The sequence below is a fragment of the Rhodococcus opacus genome (assembly GCF_012396235.1).
Taxonomy (GTDB): domain Bacteria; phylum Actinomycetota; class Actinomycetes; order Mycobacteriales; family Mycobacteriaceae; genus Rhodococcus_F; species Rhodococcus_F opacus.
In genome coordinates, this window is sequence record NZ_JAAXPA010000006.1 from 45,856 (window position 1) to 62,008 (window position 16,153).

Genomic DNA, 16,153 nt, shown 5'->3' on the forward strand with positions numbered 1-16,153 from the left:
CCACCCGTGAATGCCCTGCAGAAGGAACCGATCCTCGACGCATTGTTCGAGGAGTGGGATGTACTCGACGAGGTGCTGTCCTCGTTGTCCGGCGACGTGTGGTTCACCCCCACCGCGCTGCCCGGGTGGACCGTCCACGACGTGACCGCGCATCTCATCGGCACGGAGTCGCTGCTCGCCGGAATCTCCGCACCGCACACCAGCATCGACGTCCGCGGCCTCGCGCACGTGCGCAACGAAATCGGGGCCTTCAACGAAGAGTGGGTCGAGGGACTCCGGGGGTGCTCCGGCCCCGAGATGCTCGAGCGTTTCCGGGCGATCGTGGCCCGCAGGCGGTCGGAGCTGAGCGAGATGACCGACGAGGCATTCGAGGCCGAGACCACCACACCGGTCGGTCCGGCGCCCTACCTCCGGTTCATGCGCATCCGCGTGTTCGACTGCTGGATGCACGAGCTCGACCTGCGCGACGCCCTCGCGCTGCCCGGCAACGAGGGCGGCCTGCGCGGGGAGACCGCGTTCGAGGAGATCGCGGGCGCTGTCGCGTTCCTCGTCGGCAAGCGCGGCAAGGCCCCGGACGGGTCGAGGATCACCCTGGAGCTGACGGGACCGCTCGCGCGCAACATTCACGTCGCCGTCGACGGCAGAGCCGCGGTGGTCGACGAACTACCGTCCGAGGCCACCACGACCGTGACTCTCGACTCCCGGCTGTTCACCCGGTTGGCGGGCGGGCGGACGACGGCGGCGGATCACCGCGCCGAGATCGCGTTGAGCGGCGACACCGCCGTGGGCAAGAGGATCGTCGACAACCTCGCGTTCACGATCTGACCGCGGTGCGCCTGTTCCTGTCCTCGTATCGGTTCGGTGCGGATCCCGCGCCTCTGCTGTCTCTCGTCGGCCGTCCGGGGCGCGTGGGGGTGATCGCCGCGGCTGCGGACGCGTGGCCGCGGACAGCGCGGACGTCCGCGGTCGTGAGTGACGTGATGCCGCTGACGCGGCTGGGCTTCACCCCGGAGGAGGTGGATCTGCGCGACTACATCGGCAGCGACGGGCACGCGCGGTCCGCCGCGCTGAAGGAGCGGCTGGAGGGGTTCGGCATGCTGTGGGTGCGCGGCGGGAACACGTTCGTGTTGCGCGCGCAGATGGCCCGGAGTGGGGCGGACCGGGTGATCCCGGAAAGACTGCTGAGCGATTCGCTGGTGTACGCCGGCTACAGCGCGGGGGCGTGTGTGATGACTCCGACGCTGCACGGTCTCGACTCCTCCGATGACCCGGCGGAGGTGGTCGCAACCTGCGGCATGGAGCCGCTCTGGGACGGCCTGGGCGTGGTGGGCTTCGCGATCGTGCCGCATCACCCGCCTGCGGAGCTTCCAGGGGCCGAAGACGCCGTGCCCTTGGAGGACGCGGCCGCCGTTCGGCGGACTGTCAACGCTTTGAGGCTCGCCGGCATCGAGTACCGCACCTTGACGGACGATCAGGCGATCGTCGTGAACGGGGATCGAACCGAACTCGTGTGACGACGGCGAGCCCTGCGGCGGGAAGGCCTTCAGCCGAAGACGGCGACCGGCACGGACGGAGCGAACGGGGCGACGCGGTCGAGTGCGGCCCAGGTGACCTCGCAGCGCTTGGCGGTGACTTCGTCCGCGTCGGCGAGGAGCGTGTTCAGGAGGGCCTTCGGGTTCAGGCGCCATTCCTGCACCATGGACCGAACTTCCTCGTTGGTGAACAACCCCGAACCGGCCAGTGCGAAGATCCATTCGTCGAACTCGCCACGGTGGATCTGTTCGATGGAATCGTAGTCGATGCCACCGTCGAGGAACTCGTACGAGAACATCGCGGAGATGTAGCTGCTGGGATCTCGGTGGAGTGCATTCATCGGTGCGGGTCCTTCCAGGGTCGGTGCGGCAAAACCCGGCCCCAACCGTGTTCTAGCTCACATTTCGTGAGAATCTCCGTTTGGGTGTAACGCCTCGCCGGTGTTTGACGATGCAAGACGCTAACCCGTAGAAGTGAGTTTTTGCATTGCCTGGTCGATACGATCCGGTAACAGAGTGACGAATGTGACCTCTGTTACACCCGATTCGTCCGGTTCCACGCGGTTCAGGGGGCGCCCCTACCTGCATTTTCTCCCCCGGGCCCGGTTGCATACCCCACCGCCGGGACCCCGGAAAAAATTCACCCCCCTGATCCCACATCGTGAGACTCCTACGCGTAAGTAACTAACAGATGGACTATTGGGGTCTCGCTTCCAGGCCGAACGTCCAGGTTGGAGCGATATCCGAACAATCGGGTCGGAATCGGTTCAGTTGGACGCCTGACCAATTCGAGGACACCCGTGGCCCGCTGGGTTACCGTCGGGGCCTCCGACACCCGCATTTCAGGAGTCACGATGACGGTCACCGACGACGTACTCGCGACGCTCGCCGCCGCGCTCCCCCAGGGATGCCTCGTCACCGATCCGGACATCCTGGTCTCCTACCGCCAGGACTGGGCGCGCGATCCCGACGCCGTCCTCCCCCTCGCCGTCGCCCGTCCGACGACCACCGAGGAAGTCCAGGTGGTGATGCGCTGGGCGACCGAGCACCGGGTACCGGTGATCCCGCGCGGTGCGGGATCCGGGCTCAGCGGCGGCGCCACCGCCGTGGCGGGCTGCGTGGTGGTCAGCACCGAGCGAATGCGCCGGATCGAGGTGGACCCGGTGACGCGGATCGCCGTCGTCGAACCGGGACTGCTCAACGCGGAGGTCAAGGCCGCGGCCGCCGAGCACGGGCTCTGGTATCCACCGGATCCGTCGTCGTTCGAGATGTGCTCGATCGGCGGCAACGTCGCGACCAACGCCGGCGGCCTGTGCTGCGTCAAGTACGGCGTCACCACCGACTACGTCCTCGCATTGCGCGTCGTTCTCGCGGACGGGACGGACGTGCGCCTGGGCGGGCCGCGACTGAAGGACGTGGCAGGCCTGTCGCTGACCAAGCTGTTCGTCGGGAGCGAGGGAACTCTCGGCATCGTCACGGAGGCGACGCTGAGGCTGATCCCGGCCCAGCCGCCGTCGAGCACCCTCGTCGCGTCGTTCGCCTCCGTCCAGGCCGCCGCCGACACCGTACTGGCCATCACCCGCACGCTGCGGCCGTCGATGCTCGAATTCATGGACCGCACCTCCATCGGCGCCGTCGAGGACGCGCTGAAGATGGGCCTGGACCGGACGGCGGAGGCGATGCTCATCGCGCGCTCGGACGCGCCCGGTGCGATTGCGGCCGAAGAGATTTCCGTGATGGCGGACGCCTGCACGGCGAGCGGCGCGTCCGAGGTCTTCACCACCGACGACCCAGACGAGGGCGAAGCCTTCGCCGCGGCAAGACGATTCGCCATCCCCGCGGTCGAGCGTCTCGGCAGCCTGCTCCTCGAGGATGTCGGGGTCCCGCTCCCGAAACTTCCTGCGCTGGTGGAGGGAATCGCGGCGATCTCCCGCGAGCGTGACGTGATGGTCGCGGTGATCGCGCACGCCGGCGACGGAAACACGCACCCGCTCATCGTGTTCGACCCCGAGGACGCCGCGATGGCCGAGCGTGCTCATCTCGCCTTCGGCGAGATCATGGACCTCGCACTCTCTCTCGGCGGCACGATCACCGGCGAGCACGGCGTCGGCCGGCTGAAGAAGGCCTGGCTGCCCGACCAGTTGGGCGAGGACGTCATGGAATTGACGCAGCGGATCAAGAACGCACTGGACCCGCTGGGGATCCTCAACCCCGGAGCGATCCTGTAGCTACTCGGGCCGGGTGCGATACCCAATGGTTACCCTAGGGGCTGGTGTGACAGGTGAGGTATTGCTAGCGTGACCGGACCCGACTCGATTCCTCGCAGAGAGGTGCGCTCGTGACCAGACTCCGCCGTGTCGCCTCCCTGGCGATGCCCGCCTTACTCGCTTCTACCTGCACGTTTTTCACGATGACGCCCCCTGTTGCCACGGCGGCCCCGTGCCTCGGAACCGGCAGCCTCGGCTCGAGCGGCTCGAACCAGGGCATCAACCCCATTCCCTGGCTCAACGGAAGCGACGGTCGCCTTCCCGAGCTACGTGGCAAAACTCAGGCTATCGCGCACATCACCGGTCCGCGCAGCTCCAACGACACGATCGGCAGGTTCCGGGTGCTCGGCACCGACCTCGGCATCATGTGGGACAACGGCGGAGGTGAGATCCTCACCGCGTTCGGTGACACCGTCGGACTGAGCGACAATCCGCTGTGCGGTCTGGTCGGCGACTGGCGCAGCAACATCCTGTTGCGCAGCTCCGACAAGGACCTCACCGACGGGATGGGCATCGACAATTCCCCGATCGATACCCCGAACCATTCCAAGGAGATCATCCAGAGCAAGAAGATCCCGGGTGTGGAGCAGACCGTCATCCCCACCACCGGCATCTCGGTCGGCGAGGGTCCCGGCGCGACGCAGTACATCAACTACATGTCCGTGCGGAGCTGGGGCGCCCCCGGCGAGTGGGACACCAACGCGTCCGGCATCGCATACTCCGTGGACAACGGCGAGAACTGGGTCACCGACCCGCTGACGCTGCGGCCCAACGTGCCCGGCACGGGCGCCGAGAACTTCCAGATGGGCTCGTACGTCAAGCACGACGGATTCGTCTACGCGTTCGGCACGCCGTCGGGTCGCTCCGGCGACGCCCGGTTGTCGCGGGTGAAGGAAGCGGACATCCGGAACCTCACGCTGTACGAGTACTGGGACGGCAAGGCGTGGGTGAAGGCCAACGCCACCGTCGCCGCACCGGTCATCCCCGGACCCGTCAGCGAGTTGTCGGTGCAGTTCAACCAGTACCTCGGTCAGTTCGTGGCGATGTACACCGACGCCGGCAATTCGGTGGTCATGCGCCGGTCCGACCATCTCGAATCCGGCTGGAGCGAACCCGAGGTGCTCGTGAGCAGCCGGGACGTGCCCGAGTTGTACGGCGCGTACATGCACCCGTGGTCGCAGGGATCCGATCTGTATTTCCTGGCTACCACCTGGTCGGACTACAACGTCATGCTGCTGCGCACCAACCTCGCGGACTGACGGTAATCTGCGGGTGACAGCGTGCGCGGGACAGCGCGCACGCCACACGAGCAGAGGAGCGGTCTGTGGCGGCCACGGTGGAGCACGACGTGTCGGAATCCCGGTTCGAGATCTACCTCGACGGTCAGCTGGCCGGATACGCCGACTATTTCGAGCGGAACGGTGCCCGCGACTTCCACCACACCGTGACGTACCCCCAGTTCCGTGGTCAGGGTCTGGCCGCGGAAGTGGTGAAGGCCGCCCTCGACGACACGAAGGCCAGCGGGCTCACCGTGATTCCGTCGTGCTCGTACGTCGAGAAGTACATCGCCGAGAATCCGAGCTATGCGGAGCTCGTCTGATCCGGTCCGCCTGACCGTCCGCGCGACATGTGTGGTCGCCGCGGCGGTCGTACTGGCCGGCTGCGGTGCCGGCAACCGTTCCGAGACCGCTCCGGCGGCGTCCGCGCCGACGACGTCGGTGTCCGCGCAGCCCGGCGCGTTCGTGGGGGAATGCGGCTCGCTGACCGACGCCGAGGTGTACGAGCGGGCCGGGATCACCGGGCTCACCCCGGTGTCGCGCAACGGCATCAAGTGCCGGTGGGAAGCGGACGGCGGCGAACGGTACGTGATGTTCACCTGGTACCGCGGTAGCCCCATCGATCGGGAACGGTCGGTGGCCAAGGGCATCGGTCACGAGGTCCACGACCTCGAGATCGCCGGGCACCGCGGGTTCTCCTCGCAGAACGTCGGGTTCTGCGAGGTCGCGCTGGGCACCGGTTCCGACTTCGTGCACTGGCTGGTCCGCTACGGCACGGGCAACGCGCCCTCCGATCCGTGCGCGGCCCCGACCGCGCTCGGCCGGCTGACGTTGGAGAAGGTCAGGTGAGCGCCGCCCGCCGGCTCGCCGCGGCGGTGGCGTCCGCGGTGGTGCTCGCCGGCTGCGGCACCTCCGTCACCGGCAGTCCCCTGCCCGAGGGCGCGGCCGCCTCCGAAGACGGCGGCTCACCGCAGTTCGACAAGCTCCTCCGCGAGTGCGACGCCGTCCCCAACGACAAGATCGCGGAGACCCTCCACGGCGCCGGCATCGACCAGTACTTCTTCGGCGCGGTGTGCATGTGGACGGTGTCGTCCGCCGCCGGATCCATCGACGTCACGTTCGGCTGGTTCGAGAACAACTCGCTGCAACGGGAGCGGAGTGTGGCGGACCAGCTGGGCTATCAGGTGGAAACCACGTCGATCGCGGGCACGTCGGCGTTCAGCGCCCGGCGTCCGGGTGATTCGGCGACGTGCGGGATCACCGCCGCCTACTCCGGTGTCATCACGTGGTGGGTGCAGCAGCGGTCTGGTACCGGCGACCCGTGCGACGGTGCGCGCACCCTCGCCGAACTGACCCTGCAACGCAACCAGTAGCGGCCGAAATTCGCTCGCGGTGGCCACGACCTCGCTGTTAGCGTCGAAGGACCACCGATCGAGCCGACCAGAGGACCCTTGCCGTGACCGCCACCGAGACGGCTGTGACTCGCCGGTTCGGGCCCCTGATCCTCTTGAACCTCGCGACGCTGTTCTCGTCCACGGGCAACGGCATCGCGATCGTCGTGCTGCCCTGGCTCGTGCTCGAGAGGACCGGTCGCGCGTCGGACGCCGCGATCGTCGCGGGCGCGGCCACCCTCCCGCTGCTGGTGTCGAGCCTGTTCGCGGGCACGTTCGTCGACCTGTTCGGACGTCGCCGCACGTCGATGATCTCCGACTGCCTGTCTGCCCTGTCCGTGGCGGCCATCCCGGTGATCGCGAACACGACGGGCCTCACCGTGACGGTGATCGCCGTCCTCGCCGCGATCGGCGCCGCGTTCGATCCGGCCGGGATCGCGGCGCGGGAGTCGATGCTGCCCGCCGCCACGAAGTCGGCGGGGTGGTCCCTCGACCGGATGAACAGCCTCTACGAGGCGAACTACAACGTGGCGTATCTCGTCGGTCCGGGCATCGGCGGTGTCCTCATCGCGACGGTGGGTGCGGTGAACACGTTGTGGGTCACCGCCGTCGGCTTCGTGCTGTCCGTGGTCACCATCGCGTTCCTGCGACTGGAGAACGCCGGCAGACCCGACACGTCCACGCGCCCGACGTCCATCTGGCACGGCACGCTCGAGGGGCTGAAGTTCGTGTGGCACAACCGGCTCCTGCGGACGATCGCGCTCGTGGACATGGCGGTGGTCGCGCTGTACATGCCCGTCGAATCGGTGGTGTTCCCGGTGTACTTCACCGAACTCGACAAGCCCGCCCAGCTGGGTTCGGTGCTGATGGCGCTCAGTATCGGCGGCGTGGTGGGCGCCCTCGCGTACGGACCGCTCGCGCCGTTCGTGTCGCGCAGGACGCTGATGGTGGTGGCGGTGACGGTGCTGGGCGCGGCCATGGTCGCGATGGCTTTCCTGCCGCCGCTGTGGGCGATTCTGGCGCTGGCCCTCCTCCAGGGTCTCGTGTTCGGTCCGGTCGGCCCGATCGCCAACTACGCCATGCAGACTCGCAGCCCGGAGCACATGCGTGGTCGGGTCACCGGCGTCATGACGTCCACCGCGTACGCCGCGGGCCCGCTGGGCTACCTGCTGGCCGGTCCCCTCCTCGACAAGTGGGGAATCCAGCCGACGTTCTTCGTGCTCGCGATCCCGGTCCTGATCATCGGGCTGGCCTGCTTCGCGCTGCCCGTCCTGAAGGAACTCGACGACAAGGTGCCCGTCAGTTGAAGCCCATGACGTCGTTGCCCCAGGCGATCCGCATCTCGTGGTCCGGGTCCTTCACGAGGGTGTCCGCGCCGTCGATCAGCAACGTCGAGCGGTTCTCCTCGTCGTAGGGGGCCCAGTGCTTGGACCCGTCCAGCGCGGCGGGGACACCGTGCCGCGCGAACGCGAGCCACCGGCGCTGGATCCGGCCCGACACCTCGAGCGCCGTCTTCCGGCCGCCGAGCCAAAACGTCGGGTCGATGTTGAGGGTGTCGAAATTGCCGAAGACGTACGGGAGTTCGGTGGCGTGGCCGGCTCCGATCCGTGCGGCCTTGAGCATCGGCGTGGCCTGATCGAACCGGTACATCCACGTCGGCGAGTGCCGGCTGTGGGCGTCGGCCACCCACAGGGCGGGCATCCGGAACGCGGCGTCCCGCGACATCGCGAGCGCGCCCTTCGCTTTTCCGCGGTCCGGGTACGCCGACAGGATGTCGGCGAGGCGAGCGGCGGGCAGTTCGGGGTGATCGGTCGCGATCGCCCTCAGCATCTCCTGCACCGAATCCGAAGTGACCGGCAGCAGAGGCGATTTCATGAACTTGAAGATCGACGACTCGTCCTTGTTGGAACCGATGATGAGGGGGATGCGGTGCGAGTAGCCCTTCTGGAACGCGGCCACCGGGTAGCGGGGCAGGAAGTCGCGGTCCACCACGGGTGCCATGGCGAGCGTGCCCGGGATCCTCGTCGGAACCTCGTTGACGAGTGTGTCGCTGGCCTCGATCACCGTGCGGTACGGAAGGTGCAGCAGTGTGTCGATCTGCCCGGGTTCCACCTCGAGGATGTCGAGGAACTGTTTCGCGACGGTGGCCGCCCGCTCACTCCCGTAGACCGACGTGGCGGGCGGACTCTGGGCGATCGCGCGGTGGAACAGCCCCTCGGCGCTCGGACACGTCATCAGCGTGGTGATCGACCCGGCTCCGGACGACTCGCCGAACACCGTCACCTCGTCCGGGTCACCGCCGAACGATGCGATGTTGTCGCGCACCCATGCGAGGGCCGCGACCTGGTCACGCAGCCCGCAGTTGGTCTCGAACACCCGCTCGGCCGTCGAGAACGACGACAGGTCGAGGAAGCCGAGCGCTCCCACCCGGTAGTTGAACGAGACCAGCACGACGTCGCCGAGGGTGGACAGGATGCGCCCGTTGTAGATGCCCTGGGCTGCGGTTCCCAGGCAGTAGGCACCGCCGTGGATCCACACCATCACCGGCCGCGGAGTGCCGTCGGGTCTCGGGGCCCAGACGTTGACGGACAGGCAGTCCTCGTCCATCTCGAGTCCCGCATCGATGGGGACGGCGGTTCCGTGCCCCTGCGGCGCCATCGGGCCGAAGTCGACGCAGTCGCGCACACCTTCCCACGGTGCGGGCGGGACCGGCGCGCGAAACCGCAGGTCGCCGACGGGCGCCGCGGCGAACGGAATGCCCTTCCACGCGTAGACGTCGCCCTCGGGATAGCCACGCACGTCGCCGTCCCGGGCACGGACGACGAGCGTGTCGCCGGACTTGTCGACCTCCACGGACGAATCTCCTCACGCAGCACGTACCGGGAATCTCTCGCCAAACTACCAACGATGAGCAGGCAGGACCGATCGAACGCGAGATAGATCAACCGTGCGCTAACATTCCTGCGTGGCCGCATGGACCGATTCCGACGGCAAGAGCCTCCTCGACTATCCGCGCCCCTCCGTGGCGGTCGACGTCGCCGTCCTCACCGTCGACGGAACGGAACTGAAAGTGATTGTGGTTCCACGCCGTTCAGGCCACTTCACCCTTCCCGGCACCTTCCTCCACGAGGGTGAACGACTGCGGGACGCCGCCGAGCGGTGCCTGCACACCACGGCCGGGCTGACGGGCACCGAATTCCATCAGCTGGCGATGCTCGACGACCCCGACCGCGACGATCGCGGGTGGGTGCTGTCGATGACGCACGGCGCCGCGCTGCCCCGCACAGCGCTCCCCCGCGACACGATGCTGATCACCGTCGACGACGACCGGGTGACGCAGGAGATGGCGTTCGACCACGCGGACGTCGTCGCCCTCGCCGTCGCCGACCTGCGCGAGCGGTACGCGCGGGCCGTCGACCCGTCCGGCCTGGCCGGCGACACGTTCACGGTGCTCGAACTCCGCCGGGTGTACGAGGTGGTGTTCGGACGTCCCCTGCCGAAGGACTCGTTCCGGCGCCACATGATGCCGGCCCTCGAGAACACCGGCGACATGGCCGTCGTCGGGACCGGCCGGCCCGCGGAGATCTACCGGCGCGGCCCCGCGTCTCTCCCGCCGACCGCGGCCGCGTTCCTCGCCGGCTGAGCCCGTCGACCGACCCGGGCCTTTCCGCCCGCGGCACGGCCGGTGCTAGGGTCGGCTTGTTCTGACACGGGGTGCTCCGCACAGGCGGGGCTGAGAACACACCCGGGAACCTGCTCAGGTAATGCTGACGAAGGGATGTCAACGTTGTGAATAGCTCTGTCCACGATGCTGCCGGCACCGGCCAGCACGCCCGATTCACGGACCACTTGTGGGACCGGACCAAGGTGCTGCGCGAGGCGATCGACGAACTCGAGTTCCTGCGCCGCCTCGGCGACGGAACGCTGCCGCTGGACGTGTTCCGCACGTACATCGAGCAGGATTTCCTGTACCTGACCGGGTACGCGAAGGCTCTCTCGCTGGTCGCCGCGCATGCGCCGGGCCCGGTCGAGGCCGGGTTCTGGGCGGGCTCGGCCGCCGAGGCCGCCACGGTCGAGGCGACGCTGCACCAGAATCTGCTGACCAGCGGACGACTCCCCGAGTCGGACGTGGAGCCGCAGCATTCGCCGGCCTGCCTCGGGTACATCTCGTACCTGACGGCCGTCGCCGCCACCGAGCCGTACGCGGTGGCTGCGGCCGCGGTGCTGCCGTGCTTCTGGATCTACGCCGACGTCGGGCACCGGCTCGCGGCGAGCGCCCGTGAGGTGCTCTCCGCCGACCCGTCGCACCCCTACGCACAGTGGGTGACCACCTACGACGCCGAGGAGTTCCACGCCGCCGTCGCGACGGCCCGCGAACTCGTGGACGCCGCGGCCGAGGCCGCGACCGATGCCCAGCGTGAGGCGATGGCGGAGGCATTCGTGATCGCCAGCCGCTACGAGCACATGTTCTGGGACACCGCTCTCAACAAGCAGGAATGGCCGGCATCGTGACACTCTTCTCTCGTACCAAGCGCGCTGCCACCGCAGCCGTCGTCCTGGTCTCCGCCCTGTCGCTGCTCACCGGTTGCGCCGGTGACTCGCAGTCCGGCGACACCATCCGGTTCGCACTCGACTGGACACCGAACACCAACCACACCGGTCTGTTCGTCGCCCAGCAGGAAGGCTGGTTCGCGGACGCCGGACTCGACGTGCAGGTGCTGCCCTACAACGACACCTCGCCCGACACCCTGGTCGACGCCGGCAACGCGGAGTTCGGGGTGAGCTTCCAGAGTTCTGCGACGTTCTCGAAGGCCGCGGGCGCACAGACCACGTCGGTGATGGCTCCGCTGCAGCACTGGGCGACGGGCATCGCGGTGAAGGCGGATCGCGCCGACATCACCCGCCCCCGGGATCTGGACGGCAAGATCTACGCCGGGTTCGCGGACCCGGACGGCGAGGAGACGCTGAAGCAGATCATTCGGAACGACGGCGGCAAGGGCGAATTCACCACCGTCACGCTCGGCACCTCGGCGTACGAGGCCGTGTACTCCGGCACCGCCGACTTCACCGTCTCGTTCTTCGGCTGGGAGGGCATCGAGGCCGAGCACCAGGGCACCCCGATGCGCTACTTCCACTACACCGACTACGGCTTCCCGGATGCGTACGCGCTCGTCATCGAGGGCAACGAGCAATGGATGGCCGACCATCCCGAGCAGGCCCGCAAGTTCGTCCAGGCCCTGCAGCGCGGATATCAGTTCGCCGCCGACCGGCCGGACGAGGCCGCACAGATACTGATCGACGCCAACCCCGGCGCCTTCACGGACGAGTCCCTCGTGCGAGAGAGCCAGCAGATGCTGTCCTCCGAGTACATGAAGGACAGTTCCGGAAAGGTCGGGACACAGACGGCCGAGCAGTGGGCGGGTTACTCCGGTTTCCTGTTCAAGCACGGCCTGCTCACCGGCCCCGACGGGGCACCGCTGACCACGGAACCCGACTGGTCGACGTATTTCACCAATGAGTACCTCGCTCAGCCCTGACCCCAGTCTCCGCACCACGGCCCCGGGCGCGTCCCCGCTGCTGCGGCGGGTGCTGCCCGCGGTCGTGGTCGTGGCGCTGCTGGTCGTCGCATGGCAGGTGTACGTGACGGTCAGCGGTATCCGGCCGCAGGTGCTGCCGTCGCCGCTGCGGGTGGTCCAACAGGGCTGGCGGGCGCGGGACGCCATCTCCGGTCACGCCTCCGCGACACTCCAGGTGACGCTGATCGGGTTCGCCGTCTCCCTGCTCTTCGCGTGGGCGCTCGCCGTGCTCGTGGACTTCTCGCCGTGGCTGCGACGCGCGTTCGTTCCACTGTTCGTCGTGTCGCAGACGCTGCCGATCATCGCGATCGCGCCGCTGATGATCATCTGGTTCGGATTCGGTCTGCTGCCGAAGATTCTCGTGATCGCCCTCGCCACGTTCTTCCCGATGACGATCGGTCTGATCGAGGGTTTCGCCGCGGCCGACCGGGAGGCGGGCGCGTTGTTGCGCAGCATGGGTGCCTCACGATGGCAAGAATTCCGCTACGTGCGGCTTCCGTCGGCGATCCCCCGGTTCTTCACCGCCCTGCGCATCGGCATCACGTACGCCGTGGTGGGCGCCGTGTTCGCCGAATACGTCGGGGCCACGGCCGGTCTCGGCATCTACATGGCGACGCAGAAGAACTCCTTCCGCACCGACCTCGTGCTGGCGGCGGTGCTCGTGACCGCCGTGATCAGCGTCAGCCTCTACCTGCTCACCTTCGCGGTCGAGCGCGTCGTCGCCCCGTGGATCAAGAACGAAAGGGCCCGGCATGAGTGAGACCGCGCGCGTCGCACTGTCCGGTCTGAGCAAGGGGTTCCCGGTCCGCGGCGGCATCCGGCCCGTCCTCGACGACGTCTCGTTCACCGTCGAACCGGGTGAGTTCGTGTCGGTGATCGGCCCGAGCGGGTGCGGGAAGAGCACCGCGTTCTCCATGCTCGCCGGTCTCGACCAACCCGACGCCGGCACCGTCACGATCGGCGGCGAACCGGTGCGTCCCGCGGGGAGTGGCCCCGCGAAGTGCGCGTACATGCCGCAGAAGGACCTGCTGTTCCCGTGGCGCACCGTCCTCGACAACACCACCCTCGGACTCGAGGTGCAGGGCGTGCCCCGGAAGCAGGCGCGGGACAAGGCTCGGGAACTGTTCTCCGTGTTCGGTCTCGGCGGGTTCGAGGACGCCCGCCCCAGCCAACTGTCCGGTGGGATGCGACAGCGGGCCGCGATGCTGCGGACCGTCGTCCAGGACCGTCCGGTGCTGCTGCTCGACGAGCCGTTCGGCGCCCTGGATTCGTTGACCCGCACCGAGATGCAGACCTGGTTGCAGGACGTGTGGCAGCGCTACCGGTGGACCGTGCTGATGATCACCCACGACATCCGGGAGGCCGTCTACCTGTCGGACCGGGTGGTCGTGCTGTCCGCGCGGCCCGCGACCGTGCGGCGCGAGGTGACGGTGGGCCTGCCGCGTCCCCGCGAATTGTCGATGATGACGTCGCCCGAGTTCGCGGACGTCGAACACGAACTGCTCGGGGTGCTCCACGAGGAATCGCGCCGGGCACTCGTCGAGCAGGAGTCGGCCCGGCGCTGAAATACGCGGCCTCTCAGAGCAGTGCCGCCTCGAGTTCGCCGAGAGCCGTCTCGAGATAGAAGAGGATGCGTTGCAGGCTCGGCACCGAGCGGCGGCACCCGATGACACCGAAATCGAGGTTGCCGCCGTTGGTGGTGAGTGTGATGTTGAGTGCCTGCCCGTCCAGCACCACCGACGTGGGGTAGATGCCGTCGAGCCGGGACCCGTTCCAGTACATGGTCTTCCGCGGCCCGGGGACGTTGGAGATGATCACGTTGAACGGTGGCGGCGTGAAGCGGACGAACCCCGGCACGGGCGTCAGGGCGATCGGCGACATGTTGAACGCGGACCACGCCAGCGCCTGCATCGAGGTGAGGCTGCCGAACAGTTCCTTCCCCTGGGACATGGAGGCGGAGATCGCCGTCAGACGCTCGGCCGGGTCGTCGACGTCCGTCGCCAGGTTGCACAACGTGACCCCGACCGCGTTGCCGCCGGCGTCGGCCTTCTGCTCGTCGCGCAGCGACACCGGAACCATCGCGATCAGCGGCTCGTCCGGTAGCGCATTCTGTTCCTCGAGGTACCCCCGCAACGCCCCGGCGCACATGGCCATCACCACGTCGTTGACACTGACCCCCGCCGCCTTCCGCACGGCGTGGACGCGTTCGAGCGGCCACGACTGCGCGGCGAACCGGCGCGCGCCACCGATCGGGACGTTCAGCATGGTGCGGGGCGCCTCGTACGGGAACCTCATGTCGTGCTGCCCCATCGCGGTGCGGGCGATGCGCAGCGACGCCGGTGCGAGACCGGCCACCTCACCGACCGTGCGACGGACCCCGTTCACCACCGACCAGAGGTCGGGGGCGGCTCCGTTGGCCGACGCTCTTCGCGGCAGGTTCCACGGCGGCGGTGCGTCGCGCACATCCGGGTCGGTCGACAGCGTCCGCATCAGCAGCCGCAGCCCGGAGACCCCGTCCATCAGCGAGTGGTGCAGCTTGGTGTAGATGGCGAACCGGCCGTCGCCGAGACCCTCGATCAGATACATCTCCCACAGCGGGCGATGACGGTCCAGGAGCGTGCCGTGCAACCGGGACGTGAGCGTCAGCAGTTCCCGGACGCGGTACGGGGCCGGGAGGGCCGAATGACGCACGTGGTATTCGAGGTCGACGTCCGACTCGTCGGCCCACCACAGGTTCCCGAGACTGCCGACGGGGCCCGCGGGCTTCTTCCGGAAAGTAGGGTCGACGTCCGTGTGCTTCAGCAGAGTTTCGTGCATCGACTTCACGTAGTCGGGGCCGGCATCCTCCGGCGGTGTGAACAATTCGAGCGATCCCACGTGCATCGGATGCTCTCGCGATTCTCCGAGAAGGAATATCGAATCGGTAACCGGCATGATCCCCACCTGGACGTTCACCCCCGCTCGGTCACTATCCCATTACGACTTTTGCCTGGATGCTACGTCGGGCGTAGCGTCCGTGCGACCAACTTCGATGTAGACCGTACGGCGCAAAGAGGTGGAAACCTAAAGGCAGCATGTCGATGGGCACCGAGGCCGGATCGGAGGCAGGCTATGAGCACTGCGACTTTCGACTTCTGCCCGTCACCCCTCCCGGTGACGCGGCGGGAGTTCGCCGGGACCAGCCTGCAGTCGACGGCCCTCGCGCACACACTCCGCCGCACGGTCCGGCCGTTCCTGGACGGGTGGGCGCGCTACCCCGAACTGCCGTGGCCCGCGGGAGTCGTCGACCTGTTCGGATACTCGCTCGGTCCCATCAGCGGAACCGTGCGCAGGCCCATTCGGCTGCCGAACTGCCGCGCCGAGTGGATCCGGCCCCCGGGTGAGCTCGCCGACCGGGCGATCCTCTACCTCCACGGCGGGGCGTTCCTGTGCTGCGGGATCAACTCCCACCGCCAGATGGTGTCCCGGATCTCGGCGGAGTCGAAGGCGTCGACGCTGAACGTCGCGTACCGGATGATCCCGCGGAACCCCATCAGGGCGGCCGTCGAGGACGGCGTCGACGGGTACCGGTGGCTGCTCTCGCACGGGTACACCGCCGACCGCATCGTCATCGCCGGCGACTCGGCAGGCGGATTCCTGACGTTCATGGTGACGCTCGAAGCCCTGCGCCAGGGGCTGCCGCGTCCCGCCGCCGACGTCGCGCTGTCGCCGCTGACCGACCTCGACCCGGTGAACAAGCTGGCCCATCCCAACGCCGACCTCTGCGCTGTCTTCCCCAAACGCGCGGTCGGTGCCCTGTCCAGGCTGATCGAAAGACTGGACACCAGGGGCGGGCACGAGCCGTCCACGTCACCCGTGGACGGCTCCCTCGCCTCCATGCCGCCGGCGCTGATCCAGACCGGCTCGCGGGAAATGGTGTACGTCGACGCGGAACTGATGTCCGAGCGGCTGTCCCAGGCGGGTGTGCCGTGCGAACTGCAGGTGTGGGAACGGCAGGTGCACGTCTTCCAGGCCGCCGCCGGTCTGCTTCCCGAGGGCACCCGCGCCATCCGCGAGATCGGCCGGTTCATCCGCAAAGCCACACCCGTGAGTACTTCTTAACCGCCCCCC

At 68.1% G+C, this 16,153-nt stretch carries 17 protein-coding genes and 1 riboswitch; of the genes, 14 read left to right on the top strand and 3 right to left on the bottom strand.

The features are described 5' to 3' along the window. The first annotated feature begins 6 nt into the window (after nt 1-6). Both HGB39_RS09500 and HGB39_RS09505 read left to right on the top strand, forming a co-directional pair. A complete protein-coding gene (locus HGB39_RS09500; protein ID WP_005566691.1) occupies nt 7-825 on the top strand; it encodes a maleylpyruvate isomerase family mycothiol-dependent enzyme in 819 nt (272 codons plus the stop codon). A gap of 5 nt (nt 826-830) precedes the next feature. Continuing rightward, a complete protein-coding gene (locus HGB39_RS09505) occupies nt 831-1,514 on the top strand; it encodes a Type 1 glutamine amidotransferase-like domain-containing protein (RefSeq protein WP_005566690.1) in 684 nt (227 codons plus the stop codon). Between the two features lie 29 nt (nt 1,515-1,543). On the opposite strand, the gene HGB39_RS09510 is transcribed toward HGB39_RS09505, so the two are convergent. Then, nucleotides 1,544-1,873 (bottom strand): hypothetical protein, encoded by a 330-nt coding sequence (locus HGB39_RS09510; protein ID WP_005566689.1) that lies wholly within the window; start codon nt 1,871-1,873, stop codon nt 1,544-1,546. 513 nt (nt 1,874-2,386) lie between these two features. Between HGB39_RS09510 and HGB39_RS09515 the strand changes: the two genes are divergently transcribed. The 6 genes from HGB39_RS09515 to HGB39_RS09540 all read left to right on the top strand — a co-directional run bounded on the left by HGB39_RS09515 (nt 2,387) and on the right by HGB39_RS09540 (nt 7,774). Then, nucleotides 2,387-3,760: an FAD-binding oxidoreductase gene (locus tag HGB39_RS09515; protein ID WP_005566688.1), complete on the top strand. Its 1,374-nt coding sequence runs from the start codon at nt 2,387-2,389 to the stop codon at nt 3,758-3,760. A gap of 182 nt (nt 3,761-3,942) precedes the next feature. Further along, nucleotides 3,943-5,058, top strand: coding sequence for a glycoside hydrolase family 183 protein (locus HGB39_RS09520; protein ID WP_043943812.1), 1,116 nt, complete (start codon nt 3,943-3,945; stop codon nt 5,056-5,058). Nucleotides 5,059-5,123: 65 nt separating this feature from the next. Beyond that, entirely contained in the window at nt 5,124-5,399 is a 276-nt protein-coding gene (locus HGB39_RS09525) for a GNAT family N-acetyltransferase (protein WP_005252788.1), read from the top strand. Next, a complete protein-coding gene (locus tag HGB39_RS09530; protein WP_005566686.1) occupies nt 5,383-5,925 on the top strand; it encodes a DUF3558 domain-containing protein in 543 nt (180 codons plus the stop codon). Before HGB39_RS09525 ends, HGB39_RS09530 begins: the two co-directional genes overlap by 17 nt. After that, nucleotides 5,922-6,449 (top strand): DUF3558 domain-containing protein, encoded by a 528-nt coding sequence (locus HGB39_RS09535; RefSeq protein ID WP_005566685.1) that lies wholly within the window; start codon nt 5,922-5,924, stop codon nt 6,447-6,449. The genes HGB39_RS09530 and HGB39_RS09535 overlap by 4 nt, the downstream gene beginning before the upstream one ends. Nucleotides 6,450-6,532: 83 nt before the next feature. After that, nucleotides 6,533-7,774: an MFS transporter gene (locus tag HGB39_RS09540; protein WP_005566684.1), complete on the top strand. Its 1,242-nt coding sequence runs from the start codon at nt 6,533-6,535 to the stop codon at nt 7,772-7,774. Here HGB39_RS09540 and HGB39_RS09545 read toward each other — a convergent pair. Beyond that, nucleotides 7,767-9,320 (bottom strand): carboxylesterase/lipase family protein, encoded by a 1,554-nt coding sequence (locus HGB39_RS09545; protein ID WP_005566683.1) that lies wholly within the window; start codon nt 9,318-9,320, stop codon nt 7,767-7,769. The two genes, HGB39_RS09540 and HGB39_RS09545, sit on opposite strands and share 8 nt — an antisense overlap. Before the next feature lie 112 nt (nt 9,321-9,432). On the opposite strand from HGB39_RS09545, the gene HGB39_RS09550 reads away from it, so the two are divergent. The 5 genes from HGB39_RS09550 to HGB39_RS09570 all read left to right on the top strand — a co-directional run bounded on the left by HGB39_RS09550 (nt 9,433) and on the right by HGB39_RS09570 (nt 13,608). Continuing rightward, nucleotides 9,433-10,110 (top strand): NUDIX hydrolase, encoded by a 678-nt coding sequence (locus tag HGB39_RS09550; RefSeq protein ID WP_054248573.1) that lies wholly within the window; start codon nt 9,433-9,435, stop codon nt 10,108-10,110. A 57-nt stretch (nt 10,111-10,167) separates the two neighbouring features. After that, nucleotides 10,168-10,263, top strand: a riboswitch (TPP riboswitch). Continuing rightward, nucleotides 10,257-10,979 (top strand): TenA family protein, encoded by a 723-nt coding sequence (locus tag HGB39_RS09555; protein ID WP_005570523.1) that lies wholly within the window; start codon nt 10,257-10,259, stop codon nt 10,977-10,979. It overlaps the preceding riboswitch by 7 nt. Continuing rightward, nucleotides 10,964-12,004, top strand: coding sequence for an ABC transporter substrate-binding protein (locus HGB39_RS09560; RefSeq protein ID WP_005570524.1), 1,041 nt, complete (start codon nt 10,964-10,966; stop codon nt 12,002-12,004). Before HGB39_RS09555 ends, HGB39_RS09560 begins: the two co-directional genes overlap by 16 nt. Then, nucleotides 11,982-12,803, top strand: coding sequence for an ABC transporter permease (locus HGB39_RS09565; RefSeq protein WP_005570525.1), 822 nt, complete (start codon nt 11,982-11,984; stop codon nt 12,801-12,803). The genes HGB39_RS09560 and HGB39_RS09565 overlap by 23 nt, the downstream gene beginning before the upstream one ends. Beyond that, complete coding sequence (locus HGB39_RS09570; RefSeq protein WP_005570526.1) at nt 12,796-13,608, top strand: ABC transporter ATP-binding protein; 813 nt, start codon at nt 12,796-12,798, stop codon at nt 13,606-13,608. Before HGB39_RS09565 ends, HGB39_RS09570 begins: the two co-directional genes overlap by 8 nt. A 13-nt stretch (nt 13,609-13,621) precedes the next feature. Here HGB39_RS09570 and HGB39_RS09575 read toward each other — a convergent pair whose 3' ends face one another. Continuing rightward, nucleotides 13,622-14,977: a WS/DGAT/MGAT family O-acyltransferase gene (locus tag HGB39_RS09575; RefSeq protein ID WP_039952828.1), complete on the bottom strand. Its 1,356-nt coding sequence runs from the start codon at nt 14,975-14,977 to the stop codon at nt 13,622-13,624. Nucleotides 14,978-15,154: 177 nt separating this feature from the next. Between HGB39_RS09575 and HGB39_RS09580 the strand changes: the two genes are divergently transcribed. Continuing rightward, entirely contained in the window at nt 15,155-16,144 is a 990-nt protein-coding gene (locus HGB39_RS09580) for an alpha/beta hydrolase (protein WP_043791921.1), read from the top strand. Nucleotides 16,145-16,153: the final 9 nt, after the last annotated feature.

Coding starts and splice junctions, on each gene's coding strand:
- HGB39_RS09530 (WP_005566686.1), top strand. CDS start 5,383: ATGCGGAGCTCGTCTGATCCGGTCCGCCTGACCGTCCGCGCGACATGT.
- HGB39_RS09565 (WP_005570525.1), top strand. CDS start 11,982: ATGAGTACCTCGCTCAGCCCTGACCCCAGTCTCCGCACCACGGCCCCG.
- HGB39_RS09570 (WP_005570526.1), top strand. CDS start 12,796: ATGAGTGAGACCGCGCGCGTCGCACTGTCCGGTCTGAGCAAGGGGTTC.
- HGB39_RS09580 (WP_043791921.1), top strand. CDS start 15,155: ATGAGCACTGCGACTTTCGACTTCTGCCCGTCACCCCTCCCGGTGACG.
- HGB39_RS09575 (WP_039952828.1), bottom strand. CDS start 14,977: ATGCCGGTTACCGATTCGATATTCCTTCTCGGAGAATCGCGAGAGCAT.
- HGB39_RS09510 (WP_005566689.1), bottom strand. CDS start 1,873: ATGAATGCACTCCACCGAGATCCCAGCAGCTACATCTCCGCGATGTTC.
- HGB39_RS09560 (WP_005570524.1), top strand. CDS start 10,964: ATGGCCGGCATCGTGACACTCTTCTCTCGTACCAAGCGCGCTGCCACC.
- HGB39_RS09520 (WP_043943812.1), top strand. CDS start 3,943: ATGACGCCCCCTGTTGCCACGGCGGCCCCGTGCCTCGGAACCGGCAGC.
- HGB39_RS09515 (WP_005566688.1), top strand. CDS start 2,387: ATGACGGTCACCGACGACGTACTCGCGACGCTCGCCGCCGCGCTCCCC.